Annotated in this window: 11 protein-coding genes; 2 read left to right on the forward strand and 9 right to left on the reverse strand. The window is 39.7% G+C overall.

Going from position 1 to position 18702, the window contains the following annotated elements; all coding sequences use genetic code 11:
• The first annotated feature begins 76 nt into the window (after window positions 1–76).
• Window positions 77–5842, forward strand: a complete 5766-nt coding sequence (locus tag NSE_RS02005; RefSeq protein ID WP_011451886.1) for an ankyrin repeat domain-containing protein — start codon at window positions 77–79, stop codon at window positions 5840–5842.
• Window positions 5843–5880: 38 nt separating this feature from the next.
• Here NSE_RS02005 and lnt read toward each other — a convergent pair whose 3' ends face one another.
• Both lnt and NSE_RS02015 read right to left on the reverse strand, forming a co-directional pair.
• On the reverse strand, window positions 5881–7254 hold the full coding sequence (lnt, locus tag NSE_RS02010; RefSeq protein WP_264370747.1) for an apolipoprotein N-acyltransferase: 1374 nt from the start codon (window positions 7252–7254) through the stop codon (window positions 5881–5883).
• Window positions 7255–7295: 41 nt separating this feature from the next.
• Complete coding sequence (locus tag NSE_RS02015) at window positions 7296–9755, reverse strand: AsmA-like C-terminal region-containing protein (protein WP_011451888.1); 2460 nt, start codon at window positions 9753–9755, stop codon at window positions 7296–7298.
• 140 nt (window positions 9756–9895) lie between these two features.
• Between NSE_RS02015 and ribD the strand changes: the two genes are divergently transcribed.
• Window positions 9896–11014 carry a bifunctional diaminohydroxyphosphoribosylaminopyrimidine deaminase/5-amino-6-(5-phosphoribosylamino)uracil reductase RibD gene (gene ribD / locus NSE_RS02020; RefSeq protein ID WP_011451889.1) on the forward strand — a complete coding sequence of 373 codons (1119 nt, stop codon included), beginning with the start codon at window positions 9896–9898 and terminating at the stop codon, window positions 11012–11014.
• Window positions 11015–11048: 34 nt separating this feature from the next.
• Here ribD and ligA read toward each other — a convergent pair whose 3' ends face one another.
• The 7 genes from ligA to leuS form a co-directional block, all read right to left on the reverse strand.
• Window positions 11049–13061, reverse strand: coding sequence for an NAD-dependent DNA ligase LigA (gene ligA / locus NSE_RS02025; RefSeq protein ID WP_011451890.1), 2013 nt, complete (start codon window positions 13059–13061; stop codon window positions 11049–11051).
• A gap of 15 nt (window positions 13062–13076) precedes the next feature.
• On the reverse strand, window positions 13077–13403 hold the full coding sequence (locus NSE_RS02030; RefSeq protein WP_011451891.1) for a dihydroneopterin aldolase: 327 nt from the start codon (window positions 13401–13403) through the stop codon (window positions 13077–13079).
• Window positions 13384–14493: a glutamine-hydrolyzing carbamoyl-phosphate synthase small subunit gene (carA, locus tag NSE_RS02035; RefSeq protein ID WP_049821603.1), complete on the reverse strand. Its 1110-nt coding sequence runs from the start codon at window positions 14491–14493 to the stop codon at window positions 13384–13386. Before carA ends, NSE_RS02030 begins: the two co-directional genes overlap by 20 nt.
• Before the next feature lie 11 nt (window positions 14494–14504).
• Window positions 14505–14735 carry a 50S ribosomal protein L31 gene (gene rpmE, locus NSE_RS02040; protein WP_011451893.1) on the reverse strand — a complete coding sequence of 77 codons (231 nt, stop codon included), beginning with the start codon at window positions 14733–14735 and terminating at the stop codon, window positions 14505–14507.
• 79 nt (window positions 14736–14814) lie between these two features.
• On the reverse strand, window positions 14815–15066 hold the full coding sequence (locus NSE_RS02045) for a hypothetical protein (protein WP_011451894.1): 252 nt from the start codon (window positions 15064–15066) through the stop codon (window positions 14815–14817).
• Between the two features lie 178 nt (window positions 15067–15244).
• Window positions 15245–15811, reverse strand: a complete 567-nt coding sequence (locus NSE_RS02050) for a DUF1013 domain-containing protein (RefSeq protein WP_157858670.1) — start codon at window positions 15809–15811, stop codon at window positions 15245–15247.
• Window positions 15812–15904: 93 nt separating this feature from the next.
• Window positions 15905–18400 carry a leucine--tRNA ligase gene (gene leuS / locus NSE_RS02055; RefSeq protein WP_041917503.1) on the reverse strand — a complete coding sequence of 832 codons (2496 nt, stop codon included), beginning with the start codon at window positions 18398–18400 and terminating at the stop codon, window positions 15905–15907.
• Window positions 18401–18702: the final 302 nt, after the last annotated feature.

The raw sequence follows: 18702 nt of genomic DNA on the forward strand, positions 1-18702 counted from the left end.
GGACGGGGACTTGGTGGGCTGATTTTGATGTGTTGTTTTGTCGTGTTCAGGGGATTTTTTTGCTTTATAGTGAGCTATGCAGGGTCTATACAATAAACTTTTAGATGCTATTAGTTGTGGCAACTACTCTCTTTTCTCTCAACTCACTAAGCGTGTCGATTTTGATTATTCAGGGAGTCCCTATAACGGAGTTTCAGCTTTTAATGCGGTGGTTTCTGCTATTTGCATAGAAACTCCAAAAGATGAGAGAGACATTGCTGATTTGCTTCCTGTGCAGACAAAAGAATCGTCCACTGCGATTGCAGGTTTGAGGGCAAGAATAACTGGTAGAGAGGAGATTTTTGCAGATTTATGCAAACACCTTCGTGTAAATAGTTTAATAAATTTGGCGGATTTTGGAACTGGTCTCACACCGGTGCAAGTTGCCTTAGCTGCTAATAACACCACTCTAATAAATCGATTGTTTGCGAACGGTGCCCTGAGAAGTGCTAGGTGTGAGATTGATAGGGTTTCCGGTTGTACTTTGTTCATGAAAGCGCTTAGTTGTGCAAGTGGTACGGCCTCTGTGGAAATGTTGAAAGCGGTTGCTCGTGGTACGGCCAACATTCGACAGTTGACTACAACAGGTAAGACAGATAGGCAGATAGTAAATGACCTATGTAACTATTTTCGCTCTCTTGCGTCGAATTATGAAGAAGCACTGGCAGTTTTAATGTCTTCAGACGGCGATGGGAAGAACTTATATCATAGGGCACTTGAAAAAAATGATCCTGAAGCTTTGCAGTGGTTAAACAAGCTGTTCCTATCAGAAAAACCCATCATTGAAGAGGCAGAGGAACTTTTGAATAATCTTAGTCTATCAAGTAAGTACAAAACGCAGATTTTACAAAGTGTTCGCTATTCGAATGATAAGTTTACCCGCATAAGGAAAGCGATAGGTGCAGCGGATGTGATATTTAATATGCCGTGTGGGGAGCTCACTCCAACGGAGTTTATAGTGAGTAATATACCTTCCCAGGACGCTGGAGAGTTTGCTAGAAATGCAATGATTGGAAACAGTGATGGGAGTGGTTACATGTCTCTTGCGGAAATAGTTGACGGTGGGACGGATCCAGCTGACTTGATTAAGCTTGCTGATGCAATGGTTCGTTGTGCTCCAGAAAACGTCTGTGCAAGGTTTTTTGCTGGTCACTCTGGTTCCGTTCTTTTGAAAAAACTTTGTGATTTTTATGAAAAACGCGATGGTTCTATCAATGAAAAGGCATTTATTGATTTCTTGATAAAAATCGCTTTCCCTAGCTGCCTAGAATTTGTTACGGAAGGTAGGATCAATGTTGAGGATATCCTACATGGAGTGGTTGAAACTCGTGATCCCAATAGGATTGCTGGTATTGCTGCTCTTGCTTCACCGAAATCTTGGGAGCACGAGAATAAGGCAGGATGTAATCCGTTGGAGCTTGCTATTGCAAATGAGGATCCTGATTGTTTTGCTGCGATTCTTCAAAGCTTAGAAGGTGCATTGGTAGCTGCAAGCACTCAGGAAGAGCTCAGTGCACACCGAGAATGTATAGATAGGCTTCTTGCAGGAGTTGGTAAGACATCTGGAAAGGCGGCTTTGCACTTTGTTGTTGACAAAGCCCCACAACTGATAGGTATGATTCTTAACTTATCTTCTGATGGTGAAGCTTTATTGCGTGTTAAGGATGCAAGAGGCCTCTTACCAGTTCACCATAATGCAAACATAAACGCTTTTTACCAGCCTCTATACGAGAAGAAATTTTGCAAGCCAATTACAGAGGCAACGGCGAATCAAATTAACGATCTAAAGGAAAGCGTTGTACTTCATAAAAAAATCGCCGATGGGGATAAATCTGTCCTGCAAACGCTATTTTTACAAGATGAATCCAACGTGTACAAATGCATAGATACCGCTGAGGGTACGAAGAGCATTCTTGAAGTGGCTGCTGAAAGTGGTAGACCGGATTTGGTGAAGTTTATTCTTCTAGAACATAAAAAATTACAGGAAAAAAGTAAAAATAAATGTAAGGACGTTGAGGCTGAACTTGAACAACTGACAGCCTTCCAGACTCCTGAAGTGCAAGAAAAGATCGGTGATCTGGAAGCTGAGAGGACGCTTCAAGAAGGGATGCAGCGTGCTAGATCCGATGCGATGTGTAGGCATGCTAACGAAACGTTGTTAAGGGTGCTTAGTACCCAAAACCCGCAAGATTGGCATCAAGAAGTAATGGATGCTGCGGATTTGCGTGAAGAGACGCTTGTTGCAACACTTTTGGATAGTGGTGCAAACCCGCTAGTTACAGCTGTACAAAGTGGTAACAATCCGGTTGCACAGAAAATATTGTCAGAAGCCAAAGAGTGTGCAAATGATGATCTAAAGGATAGTCTTATCAAAAATCAAGATGTTACTGGTCTTTTAAAGTGTGGCTTTGGATCATCTAGCTTATATGATGCTACTTATACTCCGCTCAGGGATCCTGGAAAGGATAAGGCAGAGTTTGAGCCTTCAGTAGCGGCCGTTGCACTTATACGTGAGGAAATGAATACTCTTAGGAAACAGGTTACTTCAAAGTTTTCTGGTAAGGGTGTTTTGCTTACGTATGCACACGCTATCTCCATGGATACACCTGAAGCAGAGAATATAAAAGATAAATTGAATGGCTTTGAAGATGGAGATAAAGGGCTTCTTTCAGTGTGCAGCCCAGATGGGCATAACATAGGTACCCTCATTGCTGCCTTTGGTGGCATTGCACAATGGCAGGCCTACGCAAATAAGTATAGCAAGCTAAAGTCTGCAGATAGTGGTGGTGTTTCTCCAGCGGTAAACGTGTCTGCTGATATAGGTACTCCCTTGCAGGTTGCGCTTTTGGCGAAGCACTTTGCAAACAATGGTCCGGAAAAGAGAAGGAGATCACTCCTCCTTGATTATTTGCTACAGCACCACTTAGATGATGTTTTTATTCCAAACGTAAATGGGGAAAATCTTTTGCACACGGCTGTCAAATGTAGCGATATGGAGGTATTAGACTTGATGTTGACGCATGCTATCTATACAAGTACCACCACCTTTTCCGCCTTGAATCAACGGAACGGAGCTGGTAGGACTGTTCTAGAGCTTGCCGTTTACATGGATAATGCTTCAGCGCTTAAAATAATAGTTGAGAGTGTGTTGGCACGCCATGGAGCGGGTGCTGCGAGCGCTTTACTTCTTGAATCGCGCCTCTTACACACTGCTGTTGCAACAAATAATGATGCGATGCTTAAGCTGATTGCGAGTGTGCAAAAAATGCTTAATGTAATTACTGCTCCAGACCAGCAGCTCTTGTTGGAGAATCAGAAAGATCAACAAGGTAGGGATCCGTTTGTTCTTGCTGTCGAAATGGGAAACCTTTCTGCTATGAAAACGATGCATAGGGCTGGACTGCAAATGAATGCAGAGAGTGTTAAGGAAGCAATTGCAGGGCTTCCAGCCAGCTTTGATAAAGGTAAGTTGGATGGATTGATTAAACTTCTCAAGTTAGATAGAGCTGAGTCAGCTGCGCTCCTAGCTGAACGTGAGAAGCGTTTAAGAAAAACTCTTCCTCCAACACCGCCCTTGGCGGTGGAGCCCCAAAGCAGTGAAGTAAGAGGGGAATTTATAGATCAGGTGCGCTGTATTGCAGAAAGTGAGTCTGAGCTATTCAAAAGGCAGTCTTTTCATGCGCACAACAGTCTTTTTTCACAATTTCAACAAGAGTACAACAAGCGCGCTACATCTTTAAAAGAAGATATTACTAATGACAGGATAGATATTGCTCTTGCTAACATGCGTTTGCATCCAGATCTTGTCGATTCTGCCGATAACAGGGGTGAGATTATAGAGGCAGTACTAGCATCCAACAACTTAGAATTGGCTAAGGTTGTTGTGCAAAGTTCAAATAAGTTCATAAAGAACTCTAGTGGTGATAACTTGCTTAATTGTATTATAAAGCATGCTAGCGATGGAAGTTTAAAAGAATTAGTTGCTGAGTGTATAAATACTGGTTATAGCCTCGCTGAGGTTTCAAGGGATGGGATAAGCGCCTTTCAACTACTGGAAGAAAGAGATCCGGCTTTTGCAGCGGAATTAAGAAGTGCTCATGAGAAAGAAAGTGCTAAAATCACCAGTCTAATGAATTGTTTGGAGGATGTTCTACAGTCCGCAAATACGGGTGCGAAGTCACGTGCATCTTCCGTATTGCTAGGAGAAATGAATTCTTTTCCTAAAGGCTATAATTTCCCTGTTTTTTCGCAGATATTTTCGCAAATACTTAGTGACAATACTCATGGTGAGCACTCTTTGGTTACAAAGCGTCTTGGTCTGCTCTGCTATCTTTTCAAGGGAGTTTCATACTTTGGAGAAAAAAGCCCAGAGAACGGGGATACAGTTCTGCATATGCTATTTAAGGTGCTTAAAAGCAATCCTGGAGCTATTGTTGAAGTACGTGAAGCTCTTGAGGCTATTATCGCAAACAAAAATTTTTATCCTGAGTTGCTTTTGGAAAAAAACTACTATGGTTTTTCGGCATTGGATGTTTTAGCAGGTGTAAAAGGGTCATGGCACCTTTTAGATGTCATTAGGAGAACTTTTCCAAATTTTGATGATAAAATTAGCCTTGCGAAGATGTTGATGTTTTCTGTACTTGAAGCAGACTTAGACGAAACTAGAGAATTTTTAGAACGGCATCAAGGTTCTCTCTTAGATATTAATTCTGAAGATAACGATGGTGTTTCTAGTCTTGAGTGTGCCATTTTAAGGAACGATGTTCCTATGTGCAAGCTTCTCCTTGAATATGGAGCAGAAATAAATACGGTTGATCTTCATGGACGTAATTTCCTTGATAAGATACTCGATCGTTCTTTCGAGACGGGCGTTCAGCCTAGTCCCGAGATGGTGTCCCTACTTGTAAGTAGAGGTGTAGATTTGATGCACAGTAGTGGTGATTTAACTACTTTAGAACGATTCGAGAAGTTTGAACAGAAAAAAGATGTGCTCCGTACTCGTTTAGCTGTCCTGATGGATAAGCCTAACCTCTGTCAAAGCGATTATACGGAATTGCGCATTTTGATGAATGCACAGTTGCACCAAGACTACTGTAGGATTCTCCGCGATGCTGTACTTGAGCGTGAGCGACTTAATGAAGAAGTGAGCAAACGGGCTGCGAATGCGTTATATGTTGCAAGCGGTTTTAACTTTGTCGAAAGCATAAGGCCAATTGTAAGTGCTCCATTCAGATTACCGAAGGATAAAAGTTCCGCAAGTCTTATTGGAGGCGTGGTGTGTATCAAGGTTGATGAGAACGCTTCTATTGATATTGATGAACTTTTTTCTTCTGTGAAGCCCTATGGAGTACGGTGTAGTGATTTATCGTTCAATGGGGGTAGGGATGTCGTTAAGGTGGAAAGAAAAGCAAATGGTTTAACGAACTATATCCCCAAAAGTGGGTGTGTCATTGTCTCGGTTGATGCGAAGGTAAAGGGAAATTCTGAGAAGGTTGAGATATTCATTAGCAGTGATGGTTCTGTCTCTTTTGGTTCCAAAAAAAATTCTGCTAAATTGACTTCTCTTTTCAAGGAGGGCAAGATTGATTTCACTTCTTCAGGCGTATATGTTGATGGTACACCACTTGAGAAGGCATTCGGTTCAGCGCCTAAAAAGGCTGTAGTGCATGAACAACTTCAGGGGGTAGCAAGAAGTTTGAGGGAGGCCGGTGCTTCAGGTGCAGAGAATGTTCATGCTTCCCATAGGCACGTACCGACCGGTGGGGCATCGCGCGTTACAGAGCGCGGAGGTGATATAACGTAGAAACCATTGTGTACTGGCTGGCTCTGTGCACATCTTGGTTACCAGGAACGGAGTTTATTAATATTTTGGATGAGTGAACTGTAGAAAGTTTTCTTTTTATGTTTTTCAGGTATTGCGATATCTAACACTCCTTCGGAGGAGTAGTCTATTTTTTCCAGAATTCTTCCATATGGGTCAATGACTGCAGAAATACCAGTAGTAGTCGATCTAACAACTGGGAGGCCATACTCTATCGCTCTGACACGTGCCATTTGTAGATGCTGATACCGTGCAGTGCTATTTCCAAGCCAACTGTCATTCGTAAGGTTAACTATCCATTCAGCAGGCTTTTTTCGACCAACAAAAGTGCTAAAAATACTTTCGTAACAGAGGATCGGTGCTGCCTTTATACTGTCTAGCACCTTCGTACTATCATCACCATAAGTAAAACTGCTCATTCCATTAACAATCTTTTTTACTGGTATTATATTTTCGAGAGGTATGTATTCTCCAAATGGGATAAGTTTGACCTTGTCATAATATTCTGCGATGATCCCATCGCGAAGTACAAAAATTGAATTGAATAATGCGTTATTATCTCTACGTGTTCCGGCAGCTACGAGAGGTTTTCCAAGAGCTTGACTCACGTGAAGCGTTACATCTGTTTTAGGTCCCGAGAAAAGGAACGGTAATGATGATTCCGGCCACACGAAATAGGTGATTTTTGCTGAAGGTCTAGACCTGCTTAATTGAATGTACTTTTTGAGTACCATCTTTTGAAATTCAGGTGTCCAAACTTGCTGATGAGAGATATTTGCCTGTACTATCCTCACGACTTTTGAGGAATATTGAGTTGGATAAAGGCTCAAACGTCTGAGGCCAAAGCAAAAAACTGATATAAATAAAATGACTGAACAAACAAAGTAGATTCTGGCTTTTTTTGAATCTTTGAGAAGAAGTTCTCCAACTGATCCAGAAATAAATGTTGTGAATGCGGTAAGTCCAAAGATACCAAAAAGTGACGTCAGCTGAAGAATCTCTAGATGATTCCATGAATAACCAATGAGGTTCCATGGGAAACCACCAAAACACACTTCTCTTAGGTACTCTGATCCTGTTATTATGATAGAGAAGCTAAGTGGATTTTGTATTGCGATTGCTTTAAATAGGGTAAAGGCGCACGCGAAATAAAGAGAAAGAAAGAGAGAAAGTACAATAGGAACTGGTATGATTAACCACCATAAATTTTGTATATCTGTCGCCAATGCAAAAGCAATCCAATATAAAGAAGTCAAAAAAAACGCACTTCCAAAATGGACAGAGAACAAGAAGGTTTCCTGCATAGAGGAAGACAACCTTAGTTGTCTATATACAAGTGCAAGCGCAAAAACCAGAATGAGTGTTAGGTGAAAGGGTGCAAACCCAAGCGTCATACACACTCCTAGGAGTACTGATAAGTATTTTTCGGATACCTTCATGTGTAATTTGCTTTTGTTTCCCTGAGAGTCTCGAATATCGTTTTACTATCAAAGAAGATTCTTGGTTTCCACAGGCTACCTTCAACATTGATGTCAACGGCGATTGGACTGTCGTTAAGATTAAAGAATACACGTGCAACAGATGAGCTTTTCATATCAACAAGACTGAAATGCGATGAAAAAACACCACTAGTCGCCTGGGTTATAAAATTAAGTGACGCACCTACAACACCACCGGCAATGTTTCCTGAACCATCGATTTGAAAGAGGGGGGTAGCCTTCTCAAAGAAACCAACTCTGATAACCTCATCCAATTCTTTTATTGAATTTATTCCAACTAGTTTCTCTGGAAGACCATCTACATCACCTCCTTCTAGGGAAATACTAGGAGCATTAAAAGTGATTTTGCCGTTCAGATTTTTGACTATTTGAGCAATACTAAAACCTTTAGAAGAAAGTTCACCCCGGATATTTACTTTGCCAGAGACATAATCGACTTTGAAATATTTTTTAAAAAGTTCTTCGAGATCTAGGTTAATGGCCGCTATCGATGCGATGATGCTATTTTGTCCTTGGGTAAAACCGAGATTTGCAACCATTTCAAAGAGTAAATCTTCTTTTTTGACAGAGAACTTAGTTAATTTGAGTATTCCATTTTTTGTCTCTGCTGAAATTGCAAGGTTCAAAGAGGGCTCTTCATTATTGATACCAAAAATATTATTACACTTGAGATTAAACTTACTACTTAGATTATTAGGAATATAAGGGAAAGAATCTTCGTTCCATTGTATTTTAAAATCTTTGTTGTTTTCTTTTAGAACGTTAAACAGGCTTGGGAACTCAATTATGCTTCTATCGAATTTGTTTCCATCGAGATCTATTTCTAGAATATTTGCATCCTGAGCAAATCTCACTCTGCCTGTAAAGCCCATTTTATCTGAATCTACAGATATATATGAAGCGCTATTTCTATTCTTTGTGTGGTGAACAAAATCAATATGAGAGATTTCATTCTTTCCAATCTTTGTATTTTTTAGCTCGAACCTGAGCGTTGTATCCAGTTCACTAAAGTGATCAAGGAATGCACGAATATTTTCTTTAATGGAGTCTTTTAGCTCTAGCGAGCTAGCTTTGAAATCAGTCCTTACTTTCTTTAGGAGTCGATTGTACTGAATTATTCCGTCAACCTCTATTTCATCTGTGAGAAATTTACCACGATCAATGAGGAACATGTCTGGGCCAAAAATAAAATTAACTGAAAAGTTGAACCGCTTTCCTATTAAATTTGTAATATCCACATGCCTTTCCAATAGAGGTGTACCGGTGATCCATTCGGGAACTGTACCAGTACAGTTCCCCTCTCCACGTAGTATAGGATGCTCCTTCAAATTTCTCTCGACAACACCTTTTGCAGTGAATGTCCAATTTTTCGATTGAGAAGAAAAATTATCAATATATGAGAACTTGCCTTCATCACTGAAATCAAATTGAACCTTTGCAGTTCCGGCTTCCCTAAACTTAATTTCGTGCGCAACAAATTTTAATTCTCCTCTACCAAGAAAGCCTCTCTGGATATTTAAAAATGCTAAAAGAATCCCTTCAGGTGAGCTATTTGTTACACGGCTTAGGTCGATATAACTACTATTGATCTCAACTTTATTTTTTTCGTTATTTTTCGAGACATTGACCACTGACTTCACTAAGTCCGAATCAATCGTTATCAAATAGTTATTTTTGCTCTGTTCATAGTGACTACTAATGAGAAAGCTGCTATCTTCCTTTGGGTTATAGGCAATATCTGTAAATGTAGAGAAGATTTTAAGCAAATCGTTCCCGCTGCCCGAAATGTGGTTTTCTTTTTCTGAAAGCAATATCTCTAGTTTATCTTTCTTGCTTGAGAGCTTCACAAGTGATTGGTTTTTCTCTTTTTCCAAGCGTAAGAGAATGTTGTAATGCATTTTATCAGATCTACCAACTTCACCAGAAAAGAGGACTTCTCTCTCTGAAGCAGAAAACTTCCCATTTTTTATGTAAGTGTTAATTGAATAATCGGGAACAAGCAGCTCTACATTTTGAAAGTGTAAGTCGTGAAATTTCAGCACGGGGAATTCATTTGTGTTGCTTAACGTAACTTTTCCATTTTTAAGCACAATTTTTGAAACCCGAGGCTTGCCAAAAATGAATGAAGTTGGTTCGAACTCTATATCAAGTTCTTCAAGCATATACCGGGATCCGGACACATGCTGAAGAAAATTTAAGGATGTAATTCTCAACCCCAGATTTAAAAAATTAATGGATATATCACCATGAACTTCAATATTTCCACCAAGTAGATGGCTTATTTCATCAAGGTATTTTTCTTTATGAGAGTTGAGTTTTATAACAAAACCGCCAAGAAAACATAAAATCATCAAAAGAAAACAAACGACAATTTTAGGGAGACGGTAAGAAGCCATATTCGGAACCAGAGGATAAAATTAAAGGGGATTAACAGAAAAACTCTTTTTCACAATTAAAGCTAACAAATAAAATACTAAAAATCGTTGTTCTGCAAAGAGATAGATGATAGTTTTGTTGCTGTCATTCCCGTATTTACATGAGTTTTTCCAAAATGCACGGCCGTATTGTATATTACATGGAAGCGGCAGTAAATGCTTCGCTTTTTGGACAAGGTTTTACCGCTGATAATCCCTCTGTTGGATGTATTATCGTAAAAGATGACGAGGTAGTTGGAAAAGGTGTAACTGGGATTAATGGTTCCCCACATGCGGAAGCGGTTGCTCTAAAAGTTGCCGGTATCAAGGCAAGAGGCGCCGACTTGTACACCACACTCGAGCCATGTGCACACCACGGGAGAACGGCACCTTGCACAGATTTAATTATTGAATCCGGTATAAAGAACGTCTTCATCGGAACTAGGGACCCAGATACTAGGGTTAATGGTAAAGGCATACAAAAGCTTCAGGAAAGCGGAATTGTAGTTACTACTGGAATTTTAAAAAGGGAGTGCTGTGTTAGCAACATAGGGTATTTTTACCGTCAAGTTCTTGGGAAACCATTTGTTATCCTTAAGACTGCAACTACCCTTGATGGAAAAATTGCTTGTTTTAATGGCAAGAGCGCTTGGATTACGAGTCCTGCTATGAGGAGAACAGCGCACATGCTGAGACGTATGTCTTCATCTGTTATGATTAGCTATTCAACTCTTAAACATGATGATCCACAGCTTAGCTGTAGGTTACCAGGTGTGAAAAAAGAGTCGATTAAAGTGGTACTTGATACTCGAGGTGAGATTTCTTCTCCTAATTTTAAAATCTTCAATGACGGAATTGTCTGGTCATTCGGTAAAAGAAATATATTCAAACATAAAAATTTCTTTAATTTTGAAGCTAATCTAAACGGGGAGATGTTGGATCTGGAGGACGTCTTGCAGCAACTTGGGACGATGGGTATTAATAGCGTGTTGGTAGAATGTGGAGGCAAACTATTTTCATCGTTTATAACTGGGGATTTATTCGATCAGATTATCTGGTTTAGATCCAATAAAGTTGCCGGTGGTGATGCACTGAGTTGTTGCAGTAATTTGAATTTCAATCATCCTTTGAAGTTTATTAAATTAAGAAAAACTAACGAAATAAAAATTCACGATGAATCAGTCGAGTCTTTTGCCAACGATAACTCTGAGAGATTCAATACTATTCTAGGAAGTTTGTAGTGACTGTACGGTGAAAAAATCGCTTTATCCATTATTAGTTGGAGCTTGTCTCTTTCTTAAGAGCAGGTGTGTTGTTCCCATTTGTGAATTCTATGAGGGTTTTTTCTTCTATGATTGCAATACCAAGCTCATTGGCTTTTGCAAGTTTTGAGCCCGCTTTTTCTCCAGCTACAACGTAGTCGATTTGCTTAGAAATACTGTTCACAACTATACCACCGGCTTTTTTTATGATCTCTTTTGCTTCTTCTCTAGTAATTGAGAGAAGCGTGCCTGTAAAAACGAATTTTTTCCCGCTAAGTGAGCCACCTATATTAACAGTGTGATCAGTAATCATGACGTGATTGGATAAACTTTTTACCATATTGCAATTATCTGAATCACTGAAAAAATCCAGTAAAGATTCACAGATACAACTTCCCATACCATCGAGATTCCTAATTTCATCCTCAGTTTGAGTATCGTCTTTGAGCATGGACATTTTGTCAAACCAGTTGGCAAAACTTTTGAACTGTTGTGCAAGCATGTAAGCAGTCTTTTCGCCTATATTTTTTATTCCAAGGCTAAAAATAAATTTTTCCAAACTTATTTTCCGAGAGTTTTTAATATTTTTAAGAATATTCTCTACTGATTTCTCTCCCCAACCATCATATTTTTTGATCTCATCTCTGTGCTTATCTAAGCGAAAAATATCTGCTGGTTCTGAAATAAATCCCTTCTCAATAAAAAAAGAGATGTGTGATGTCCCAATACCATCTATATCGAACGCTTGCGCTGAGACAAGATGTTTTATTTGTTGTATTACCTGTTCGGGGCATTTTTTGCTATTATTGCATCGAGTCGCCGCTTCGTTATTTTTTCTTATCAGTGTAGAAGAACAGGATGGACATTTATCAGGAAAGATAAACCTCTCCTGATTAGTTCTATACGAGATGTCTACTTCAAGCACTTTTGGAATTACATCTCCAGCTCTTTCTACTATTACCAGATCTCCTTCGCGGATATCTTTTCTCTCTAGTTCGTCTTCGTTATATAAGCTCGCCCTTGATATAACGACTCCGCCTATGGTAATTGGTTTTAAGTGAGCAACTGGCGTGATGATACCTGTACGCCCAACGCTGAGCTTAATTTTTTCAAGTATAGTCTTTGCTCGATGTGAGGGAAATTTATGCGCTATGGCCCATCTAGGTGCATCTGATAGTGTACCCAGCCTCGCATGTAACTTGAGATCATTCACCTTGTAGACCAGCCCATCTATATCGTACTTGATTTGCGAGCGTCTACGATAAACAGAATCGTAAAAGCTCATGATTTCAGGAACTTTTGACGAAGCTAGTCTCAACGGATTTGTCATAAAACCACGCCCACTGAGAAAGTGTAACACATCTTCTTGATGTTCTATTCCATCGATTTTGCTCGCGCTATAAGCGAAGTATTGCAGATTGCGTTCATTTGTTATTTCAGGATTAAGTTGCCTAAGCGACCCCGCAGCAGCATTCCGAGGATTTGAAAAGCCTTCAAGAGTTTGAAAAGTATCATGGTCAAGGAAAACTTCTCCACGTACTTCCAAAAGATCTGGTACATCCATAATTTCTATGGGGAAACCATTGATAACTTTCATGTTATCAATAATGTTTTCTCCTATTTTCCCATCTCCTCTTGTTGCACAAGAGACTAGTTTTCCGTTGACATAACGTGCAGAAAATGACACACCATCTATTTTGGGTTCACACAGGAATTCAAGTGCACTTTTCAGATTAAGGAATCTTTTTGTTTTTTCGATATACTCTACCAGTTCTTCTTCCGAGAAGATGTTGCGTAATGAAAGCATAGGAGACAGGTGTTTGACTTTTTGAAACTTCTCAGAAGCAGGGTAGCCAACAACTACCGGAAAGCCTAGACTCGGATTTGCTTCCAGAAGCTTAAGGTAACGGTCCTTAATCGAGTCATATTCAGCATCTGTTATCTCTGGACTATCATCTTGATAGTACTTCTTATTGTGTCGTAGGAGCTTCTCGTAAAGCTCTTGAATTTCCTTCTTTGCTTCCATTGAACGTGCTGCCTCTTAAGAATCGGTTTCACTATCATATTCCACCTGCACAGAGGCAGACTCAAGCAGTTTAAAAAAAGACGGTTTTTTTACTTCAAGTGATAATTTAACTGGAGCAAAACAATTAATTAGTGCTGTAGCAAGAGTCTCTGCTAAGTCCTCAACATACTCAAAATGCACATCAGCAACGGACAAGACAAGGCGTTCAAGAATCACTCTGTAATCAAGTAGCTTATCTGAATGGAGAGTAATGTTAATCAAAACTATTCTTTTTACAACCCTTTCCCAAGAACGGATTCCTAATCCGGTATGTAGAGCAATTCTATTGAGAACTAATTTCATTAAAAAATTTACTAAAGATGTAGTGAGAGTCATGCGGTCCTGGTGAACCTTCAGGATGATATTGAACGGAAAAGATTTTCCTGTCTTTTATCTTGATCCCCTCTACAGAACCATCGAACAGGGATCTGTGTGTAACAATAATATCTTTACTATTTAATGTCGATTCATCTAATACAAAACCATGATTTTGACTTGTGATTTCTACCCTTTGTGTCTCAAGATTGATAACGGGGTGGTTAGTTCCTCTATGTCCTACAAGCATCTTTTTTGTTTTGCATCCAAATGCAAGAAGCAGTAACTGATGTCCTAGACAGATCCCCAAGACTGGTAAATTAGAGGTAAGAACTCTTGAAAAATCCTCACACAATTGTAAGTATGTCGCAGACGGATCACCTGGACCATTCGAGAGGACGATGCCAGCAAAGTCCTCTGACTCCAAAGCAGATGAAAACCCTTTTTTTCCATCTACTACCACAACTGTAAAATATTTTTCCAGATTTCTGACGATACCATCCTTTATGCCGAAGTCGACTACACAGACTTTTTTTCTCTTATCACCAACACAGCAAGGTGAGCATCGTGCATTTCCACTTGCAGACGTAGCTAACTCATTTCCATTCATATCCTCAGTTTCCCTAAGAAGCAAGATAGCTTCATCTATACTGATGTCATTAACAGGAAAAATGATACCGCCCTGATTGCCCTTTAGGCGAACCAACCGAGTAATCGCACGTGTGTCAACTCCATATATTGCTGTAACATTATTATCTTCTAGCCAGCTAGAAAAGCTCCTCATCCTCAAATGATGCAAAAAATCCTGTGGCCCTTCTCGAAAAACCAGTCCCCTAGCAAAAATACGGGAAGACTCGTTATCGCAGGAATTAATAGCAACATTTCCAATATGGGGAAAAGCAAAAAGGATGATTTGACCGGAAAAAGAGGGATCGGTGATGGTATGCTGGTAACCTGTCATCCCGGTAGTGAAACATACTTCACCAACTGCGACATCCCTTTTACCATACGAAAATCCAAAAAAGCACTCACCACCAGCAAAAGCAAGACAGCTATCGTATGACAAATTCTTGTTCATCCTCGAGTAAATTAGATGAAGTCCTCTCCAAACTTCTCTTTGAATTTGTTGACTTTACTAGTGGACTTAATGCTTGTAGAGGCGGATTTCGTCCAGGCCGGGTGAGTTTCAGGAGGCCAGTCGCCAGCATTGTGAACAATAACCTCTCCTTTTCTTCCCGTGGTTGACTTTACCTTGAGTTTCATTCCATTGGTAAATTCAAGGATAACATCGTACACTGCCGGATGAATGTTTTTTTTCATGAGCTAAGACTCTTCTGATCGACAATGGAATAACATTCTAACCGAGTAAAGCGATTTCAGCAACAGCTTTGCTATCATCCTAAAAAATACTGTAGATCTTAGTAGAGCACTTACCGCCGTTGCGAGCAATTTCTTCCAGTTCTTCCTCAGTTAGCTCTATTACTATTTCGTTTCCATTTGAAGTCCGAAAGATCATATGACACTGCTCACCAGGCTCAACCGTTTGTATCATATACAGAGGAGCCACAAACCCATCTTCATAAAAACCAACTATACGAGTAAGGGACTCCTCCAGCGCAAGCTGCACTTCATTACCAACATATTGTTCCATACATTAAAACCACTAGGACTCACAATATGTTAATATTTTAACAAGATAAAGCAGCCAAGCCAACCAAGCTTGACTGTTCAAGAAACTCAAGAGACAAACAACTCACCTACCCACGACACCATTCGAAAAAAGCTCTGCGAACAAACCACAATCGTGCAAGGAGAAAAAAGTGATCACACTACACGGAATCTTCGATGTTTTCCTCGATTTCACGAAGGCGCTGTTCACTTTGTTCTGAAATCTTTACTTTTAGTAAGGCTTCATCCAAGTCCTCCTGTGAGTAGAGATTGAACAAAATCGGATCACGAGGTTTTAGGTTTTCATAATTCCAATAAGTCCTATCCCTAATAGACTTTACAATTTTCGCAGTAGTCCCTATGAGGGATACTATCTGTGCATCACTCAATTCAGGATACTTATCGATAAGCCACAGAGCCGCATCCGACTTAACCCTACGTTTAACAACAGGGGTATATGCCCTGCCTTTTCTTTTTCTCCTATCAACAATAGATTTAATGCACAACTTCCTTGTGGGATCGTTCTCACAAGCCTCTATATCGGCTTGCTCCACTTCTCCTGTAATACGAGGATCGCATCCTATGAGACCGTGTGCGACGGTGCCATCCGCGATACCCTCTACTTCTAAAACGTGCAAACCACAAGCTTGTGCAATTTGTTCAAAAGTCAGAGCTGTCTTATCTACTAACCAGACAGCAACTGCTTTGCGCATTAAGGGCGAAGCCATAACTAATAAACCACCATAGTGAAACCCAACTGTAATTCCGCACAGCAGAATATACCAACAAAGTATCTTAAATTTAACGTTCTAAACATTCGGTTAACCAGGACTGCTGCAAAGGAAATTAACCATCTTACCAGGAACATATATAACTTTATCAACTACGGCATTCTTGATCAATCTTTTTGCTTGGGAAATTATCTCTTCTTCAGAAGAATCCTTTTTTACTTCTAACAATTGTACGAATTTTCCATTCTTCCGCACCATTAATGTGACCGCATCGCTTTGAGTGAGTACTTCGTTATAAGCAACCCACGGGGAACCATATAGAATGACATTGTTTTCAAGCTTTGAAGCTAAATATTCAGCTAAGTGTGGTGCAAATGGCTCGAGTATCCTTAAAAGTACGTGAATCGTTTCTTTAGATAATGCTCCGGACGCGCTCAGCAAGTTGACCAACTCGTGAATCTTTGCAACTGCGCAATTTAATTTTATTTCGTCCATGTACTTCGTCATATCGCAGATAATCTTGTTAATCTGGATTTTAACGTTCTGGCCTGTTTGAACCTCACCACTGTTTTTACTGGAAAGATATCTTTCTACAAGATTTTTTATTCTTTGCAAAAACTTAAACGACGCATTTATGCCCCTGTCTGACCATCCAAAACTGTTTTCTGGAGGATTATCAGAAAGAATAAAGAACCTTGCTGCATCAGCGCCATATTTTGAGACGATTTCTTCAAGATCTACAACATTTTTTTTGGATTTACTCATTTTCTCGATTTTGCCAACCAGAACTTTTTCACCTTTTTCCAGCAGTGATTTTGCTTCTTCAGGATACAAATATTCACCGGAAGAGTTCTGGTAAGTCTCATGACAAACCATACCTTGTGTGAGTAGATTACGAAAAGGTTCCACTATATCGATGTATCCACATTTGTTTAAGGCGCGCGTAAAGAACCTAGCATAAAGTAAATGCAATATTGCATGTTCTATTCCGCCGATGTACATATCGACAGGAAGAAAACGCTTGCAAGATTCCTTAACTATTCCTCCTTCTTTACTGCAAAAAGCCGCAAAATACCAAGAAGATTCGAAAAATGTATCAAAAGTATCTGTGTCCCTAACTGCAGGACCGCCACATTTTGGACAATTTGTGTATTTCCATGTTGGATGGTGTTCTAGTGGATTACCCTGTACTGTAAACTCTACTTCTTCGGGAAGGGTGACAGGTAGATCTTCAACTTTTACCGGTTGCATCGAACACTTTTCACAGTACACAACCGGAATTGGACAGCCCCAATATCGCTGCCTTGATATTCCCCAGTCTCGCAATCTATATGAGTTCTTTGCCTCACCAATACCAATCGAAGAAATTTTTTCAATTATAAATTTTCGTGCCTCTATCACCTGCATTCCATCTAGGAAATTTGAATTACACATTACTCCTTCTTCCAAACAGTAGGGTAGTGCAGTATTTGTGCATTTTGCTGAGATGACTCTTAAACACGGTAAATTGTATTGCTGTGCGAATGCAAAATCTCGTGTATCATGAGCTGGGCAACCGAATATTGCCCCCGAACCGTATTCTGCAAATACAAAATTTGCTACGTATAAAGGAAGCTCATCGCCGGAAAAGGGATGCTTCACTTTTATTTTTGTTAGAATGCCAAGCTTTTGCTCATGAACTTTCTCAAGATTTGTCGTCCCAGAAAAGTTTTTGTTGTCATCGTAATGATCTGACTCACAGGTAGTTTGTATGCGCAGTATTTCTCTCTCTGCATTACTCAATAAATTTAATTCATTAACCAAAGGGTGATTCACTGAAATAGCACAAAATGACGCTCCAAAGATCGTCTCGGGTCTAGTAGTGAATACCTCAATAAATCTTTCCTCATATCCGCTTATAGAAAATTTTATCACTGCCCCTTCAGATTTTCCTATCCAATTTGTTTGCATAGTTTTAACCTTCTCTGGCCAGCCAGTAAGTGACTCTAATCCCTTCAGGAGTTCTTCAGAAAAGTCGCTAATTTTAAGGAACCACTGCGGAATCTTTCTCTTCACGACAACCGCACCCGATCTCCAACCACGCCCATCAATGACCTGTTCGTTTGCAAGTACTGTTTTGTCGATAGGATCCCAATTTACTTCGGAATTTTTTCTGTATGCTAAACCAGCTTTTAGAAAGGCCAAAAAAAATTTTTGTTCGTGCTCATAATATTTGGGAGAACAGGTTGAAAGTTCTCTGCTCCAATCATACGACAGACCTATGCTCTTGAGAGAGGTTCGCATCTTTGCGATATTTTTTTCTGTCCATATCCTTGGGTGAATATTGCTATTTATTGCTGCTTTTTCAGCGGGTAGACCAAACGCATCCCAACCAATAGGGTGTAAGACATTGTATCCCTGGCTCCTCTTATAACGAGCTAAGACGTCTCCAATAACATAGTTTCTCAGATGTCCAATATGTAGTTTTCCAGACGGGTAGGGAAACATACTCAGAACATAGTACTTTTTTCTCTGGAAGTCACAACTGGAAAAATCCCACAATGATTGAGAAAATTGCTCTATTTTCTTAAAATCGTAATTCGACATGTGTATTCCAACTGTAAACAGCCCGAACAGGATTCTAGCACAAGACAAGTTGCATGACACAATAATACATGTGTATCAACTTTCTTTTTTTCTACTTTGCAGCGTTTTCCTATATCCAAATTTAAGTAATATCTGCAACATTTTCTGGTGAAACAGGAGGATATAAATGAGTATGAGAAACTTTAACATCAATAGATTCATTACCCATCTTGTAGTTGGAATTACGCTATCTAGCTGCACGATTTTTGGTCCGGTATATAGGACATCGTATAGTTTTATTCCTCCAAAAAATCAAAGTGGAA

Source organism: Neorickettsia sennetsu str. Miyayama, assembly GCF_000013165.1.
GTDB classification, from domain to species: domain Bacteria; phylum Pseudomonadota; class Alphaproteobacteria; order Rickettsiales; family Anaplasmataceae; genus Neorickettsia; species Neorickettsia sennetsu.

Bases quoted from the DNA above. Each gene is read 5' to 3' on its own strand.
- NSE_RS02005 (WP_011451886.1), top strand. From the start codon at position 77: ATGCAGGGTCTATACAATAAACTTTTAGATGCTATTAGTTGTGGCAAC.
- lnt (WP_264370747.1), bottom strand. From the start codon at position 7,254: ATGACGCTTGGGTTTGCACCCTTTCACCTAACACTCATTCTGGTTTTT.
- NSE_RS02015 (WP_011451888.1), bottom strand. From the start codon at position 9,755: ATGGCTTCTTACCGTCTCCCTAAAATTGTCGTTTGTTTTCTTTTGATG.
- ribD (WP_011451889.1), top strand. From the start codon at position 9,896: ATGAGTTTTTCCAAAATGCACGGCCGTATTGTATATTACATGGAAGCG.
- ligA (WP_011451890.1), bottom strand. From the start codon at position 13,061: ATGGAAGCAAAGAAGGAAATTCAAGAGCTTTACGAGAAGCTCCTACGA.
- NSE_RS02030 (WP_011451891.1), bottom strand. From the start codon at position 13,403: ATGAAATTAGTTCTCAATAGAATTGCTCTACATACCGGATTAGGAATC.
- carA (WP_049821603.1), bottom strand. From the start codon at position 14,493: ATGAACAAGAATTTGTCATACGATAGCTGTCTTGCTTTTGCTGGTGGT.
- rpmE (WP_011451893.1), bottom strand. From the start codon at position 14,735: ATGAAAAAAAACATTCATCCGGCAGTGTACGATGTTATCCTTGAATTT.
- NSE_RS02045 (WP_011451894.1), bottom strand. From the start codon at position 15,066: ATGGAACAATATGTTGGTAATGAAGTGCAGCTTGCGCTGGAGGAGTCC.
- NSE_RS02050 (WP_157858670.1), bottom strand. From the start codon at position 15,811: ATGGCTTCGCCCTTAATGCGCAAAGCAGTTGCTGTCTGGTTAGTAGAT.
- leuS (WP_041917503.1), bottom strand. From the start codon at position 18,400: ATGTCGAATTACGATTTTAAGAAAATAGAGCAATTTTCTCAATCATTG.